This is a genomic window from Propionivibrio sp. (assembly GCF_049316945.1).
Lineage (GTDB): Bacteria > Pseudomonadota > Gammaproteobacteria > Burkholderiales > Rhodocyclaceae > Propionivibrio.
Map to the genome: position 1 here is coordinate 1 of NZ_JBMOJE010000227.1, position 4,536 is coordinate 4,536.

At 55.8% G+C, this 4,536-nt stretch carries 6 protein-coding genes; 5 read left to right on the forward strand and 1 reads right to left on the reverse strand.

Annotated elements, in window-relative coordinates; genetic code table 11:
* The 5 genes from ACOYNV_RS25850 to ACOYNV_RS25870 form a co-directional block, all read left to right on the forward strand.
* Positions 1–1,473 (forward strand): DUF6701 domain-containing protein (locus ACOYNV_RS25850; RefSeq protein WP_422902691.1); only part of this gene is annotated, 1,473 nt, incomplete at its 5' end.
* Positions 1,474–1,962: a pilus assembly FimT family protein gene (locus tag ACOYNV_RS25855; protein WP_422902692.1), complete on the forward strand. Its 489-nt coding sequence runs from the start codon at positions 1,474–1,476 to the stop codon at positions 1,960–1,962. It begins immediately after the preceding gene.
* Complete coding sequence (locus ACOYNV_RS25860) at positions 1,953–2,516, forward strand: type IV pilus modification PilV family protein (RefSeq protein WP_422902693.1); 564 nt, start codon at positions 1,953–1,955, stop codon at positions 2,514–2,516. The genes ACOYNV_RS25855 and ACOYNV_RS25860 overlap by 10 nt, the downstream gene beginning before the upstream one ends.
* A complete protein-coding gene (locus ACOYNV_RS25865) occupies positions 2,513–3,382 on the forward strand; it encodes a PulJ/GspJ family protein (RefSeq protein WP_422902694.1) in 870 nt (289 codons plus the stop codon). The genes ACOYNV_RS25860 and ACOYNV_RS25865 overlap by 4 nt, the downstream gene beginning before the upstream one ends.
* Before the next feature lie 32 nt (positions 3,383–3,414).
* Positions 3,415–3,855 (forward strand): hypothetical protein, encoded by a 441-nt coding sequence (locus ACOYNV_RS25870; protein WP_422902695.1) that lies wholly within the window; start codon positions 3,415–3,417, stop codon positions 3,853–3,855.
* 466 nt (positions 3,856–4,321) lie between these two features.
* Here the strand turns inward: ACOYNV_RS25870 and ACOYNV_RS25875 are convergent.
* A partial coding sequence (locus ACOYNV_RS25875) for a DUF4351 domain-containing protein (RefSeq protein WP_422902696.1) occupies positions 4,322–4,536 on the reverse strand: 215 nt, incomplete at its 5' end.

Below are 4,536 nucleotides of genomic sequence, written 5' to 3' on the forward strand. Positions count from 1 at the left end.
CGCCCGACGAGTTTCAGCGTGATATCGCCCAATGCCACCAACACCGCAACTGGCGGCACCCCGTTTTTCAAGGCCGGTACCACCCCCTTCGGGCTGGATGCGGCTTCAAAGACCAATACCACCCCGCTAACCAATTACACCGGCACGGCGAAGATCAATAGCGGAAGAATCGCGGCGCACCCTGGCGCGGTGCAGGCCGGCAGCGTTGACGGTGTCTTCTCACCAGCCACTTCGGCCTCAGGAATTTCCAAGGGCATGGCGTTCACCTATTCCGAAGTCGGCAATTTCCAGTTTCTACCCTGGGGGGTTTACGACGATGGCAGCTTCGCCGATGTGGATCGAGGCAAAGCCACGCCCGAATGCTTTATCGATGGCAAGCTCGGCAGCGCCATTGTTCCAGCCGACCCGAACGTCAAGGATGGCAACGGCAAGTACGGCTGTTATTTTGGCGGCACCAAGCCGCCCACCTCCAGCAATACGTCGGGTGGCGCGACTGCATCGTCGCTGTTTTTCGGCCGTTTCATTCCGGATCATTTCTTGGTCACGGCGGGCACCACAAAACCAGCCTGTGCCCCGCCTGGTGCAACAAACCCATTCACCTACTTCGGCCAGGATTTCACCACGGAGTTCACGCTGACCGCGCAAAACGCGAGCGGTAACACCACCCAAAATTACGATGGGAACATCGGCTATGCCAAGCTGCCGCTAACGGCCTGGGGTGCCGCACCGGCTCCGGGTTTTGGCTTCGCCGTGGGCACCTGGTCACCTGCGCAACCCGCAGGAACACCCGCAGCCGTTTTGGCGAACAGTGCAACAGCAGACACAGCACCCACACCCACTGCGACCAACAGCAACACCTGGAGTGCTGGCACCACGACGGTGACAGCAAGGCATATGATCGTGCGCCCGACGAGCGCGCCAGCAGTGCCGACCACGATTACCGTCACGGCCCTGCCGGTCGATTCGGACGGGGTGACGACATTGCCTGTGACACCTTCAACGACACCTTCGCCAACCCTGATTAGCAGCACGCTGCTGCTACAGCGCTTTGGCCGGCTACGCCTGATTCCGGGTCAAGGCTCGAATTTGGCTCCATTTAAGATGCAAACTGAGGTTCAGTATTGGGATGGCACGTATTGGCGCACCAATGTGGCCGACAGCTGCACTACTTTGGCATCGGGAAATTTTGCGGTATCGGGGACAACTGGAACGACTGCTAGTACTGCAGCTGGGATAAGTCAGGGCTACGGCAGCATCTTGCTCACTAGGCCGACCAGCGTCGGCACGGCGACGATTTGCATGGACATGGCAACGACGGCGAATGACTGCACCGTTACTACGCCTCCCAATCTCGGCTACCTGCTCGGCGGTCCAGCCTACAACACGGATCCGAGTGCAACGGTTTTTTTTGGTGGAGCTAGCTCGAATTCCCGTGGTAACTGGGGATATTTGTACCGTCGGGAGAATTTCTAGATGGTGAATCGACCCTTGCTGCGATGTAGCGGTTTCACGTTGGTGGAGTTAATCATGGTGATCATCATGGTCGGAATTCTGGCCGTCGTAGCCATGCCGCGTTTTGCCAGCCGAACTACCTTTGAGACACGCGGATTTGTTGATCAGACTGTGGCAATGCTGGGATACGCACGTAAAGTGGCTGTGGCTTCAGGGCGAAATGTTCGTGTCGTTGCAAGCTCAGGCGGCAACACTTTGACCATGACGATGGCACTGTCGCGTGGAATGTCGCAAACCTGTAGCCCATCGAATGTTGTCGCCAATCCTTCGGCAAGATGGAATACACCTTCTGGCATCAGCTTTGGATCAGCAATAGACACGACCTTTCATGGCGACGGCTCGGCGGCCACGGTGGCCCCGTCCTTCAGTGTGTCTGGGGACGGCACCTATACGATCGACGTTGAATCAACCGGTTATGTTCATTGCAGTTTGGCGACACCATGCGAATGATGGCAGCACCTTCCCTTCGCCGCCAAGTCGGCCTGACCTTGATCGAGCTGATCATCTTTATTGTCGTCGTTTCCGTTGGCCTTGCCGGCATCTTGAGCGTGCTCAACGTTACCGTCTTGCACAGCGCTGATCCCTTGGTGCAGAAACAGGCGCAGGCACTGGCGGAAGGCCTGCTTGAGGAAATCCAGACCGGGTATTTTGCCTATTGCGATGGGGCTGATGTGAATATGAAGTATGGGACCAACACCAACGGTCTTTGCGCAGCTGACACCTATCGTTCAACTCAACCCTGCGCGGAAGGCCGCCCGTGCGACTCGGTCATCCACTATGCCACAGCAGCCGACACTGAAACAGCGCTGCTGTCGGCCTTGCCGGATGAGTCGTCAATATCTGCTCCTGCAGGCTATAACGCCTTTGTTACCATCGGTCCCCAGGCATTAGGCGACATCACCAGTGCTAGTGGCGATGCCTTACTTGTCAGAGTACGGGTAACTGGCCCCGGCAGCATCCAAGCCATCGCTGAAGGCTTTAAGACACGTCAGGCTCCACAATGATTCGACGCAAATCGAGTGCTGGTTTCACCCTGGTCGAGATGATCATGGTCATCGTCATAACTGGGATCATCGCCGGAATGATCGCAGTCTTCATAAATGCACCTATGGAAGGTTATTTCAGCAGCGTTCGGCGCGCGGCACTATCCGAAGAGGCCGATGCTGCCTTGCGCTTTGTGGCGCGCGACCTGCAGTCGGCATTGCCAAACAGCATTACCTGTACCAGCAGTGGTGGGTTGCAGTTCCTGGCAATTCGCTCGGGCGGGCGGTTTCGGGAGGCACAAACCGGCACGCCACTGCGGTTTGGTACTGAAACGACTGGCTTCGATATGATTGGCGGCACTGCAACCTCAGTAACCAGGGATGCGCGCGGCAATAGCGTTTCAGCGTTGCCAAGCAGGGTGATTGTTGGCAACCTTAGTTCAGGCGTGGCCAATTGTCATAGTGACTTTGCCGCCTTTGGCGGCAATGCTGGTACGGGCAATGCTGGTACGCTTTCAAGCATCGGGGGGGGCGGTGTGGTCATCGACCCCTACACCTATCTTCCGGAATGCTACATGGCTTCCCCAATCGTTCAGAATAATTCAACCACCACGGCCAATGAAATCAATGACCGCGAGTTTGGTCGGGTCTATATTGTGGACTCGTCGCCGGTCAACTACGTTTGCAATACAACGGATGGCTTGACAAGAAATGTCGCTGGAGTGGGTACCCCAGTGGTCGCCGCGAGCCATTTGAGTGCCTGCCAAGTGGCTTGCGACAGCACGAAAGCCAGGGTACAACTCATCACCATCAATCTAACGCTGAGGGACCGGGACAACGAGCCCGTCAATATGTTACGGCGCGTAACCATCGTGAACCGACCATGAGCAGACAGCGACAGACAGCAGCCCGGGGGTTTTTGCTGCCATCAGCAATTTTCCTGCTGGTGATTCTTTCCGCATTGGGTGCCTTCATCCTGAATGTCTCAAGCAGTCAGCAGGTTGGGATGGCTCTGGATATAAGGGGAGAGCGTGCATGGCAGGCTGCCAATGCGGGTATGGAATGGGCGCGCTACAGAATCGCTGCCAATCCGAGTAGCCCGACCTGCCCGGTCAACACGACGATGGGTGCCAGCACGTACAGTTTGAGCTTTTCAAATACCAGCACGTTGAGAGATTTTTTCGCCACGGTCGAATGCAATGCATTTCCGGCAGCAGATGTGGACGGTATTTCAACCTGGATGTTTGAGGTGCGCGTCACTGCCTGTAGTCCGGCTGCAGCCACCGAGCCGCGATGTCCTGGAACGCCCACGGCGCTAGGGTACGCAGAGCGTCAACTTCAGGGATTGCTTTCTTTCTAAACAAAAAGACACCCACTTTGTTCCTGCCCACCGGCACCATCTGACCCCGCATAGCCGTTGTAGGGTGTGCAAATTTTAATTTGCGCACGCAGTCACCCCGGGAGGCCCGGCGCGCACCATTTTAACGATCGGCACACGTGCGCAAATGAGATTTGCACACCCTACAAACCGACTATCGATAGGGTCAGACTCGAATGATTTTGGTACTAAACAACGTACAACTACGTTGATCGATGGAGTCTGACATCATCGACCATCGGTTTTCAATGGGAATAAGGAAACCGCTAAACAATAGGTGTCCCTTGTTATCCATCACGTGATTGAGCTGTTGCCGGAAGCACACGAAAAAACCCCGTCTTTTTGCGAAAAGGCGGGGTTTTCGATTTGCGAAGCCCTCGGTGCCTTGAGGGCGAGGAGACTGGTGATCAACCGTGTTCCTTATTAATAGCCCTGCTAATTGATTTCATCAATGGTCGTTGAATATCTCGGCCAGAGTGCAGGAATCAAGAATGCGCTCCGCCCAAGCTTCCAACTGGTCAACCGTAGCGGTTCTGAGGCGCGCTCGAACATCGTCGGGGACCGAGCCGAATCGTTTAACAATCAGACGTTCAAGTAGCATGGATTCTCCTTTGATCATGCCTTCGATCTCGCCTTTTTCTCTCTCTGCCCGAAGCTCGCTGA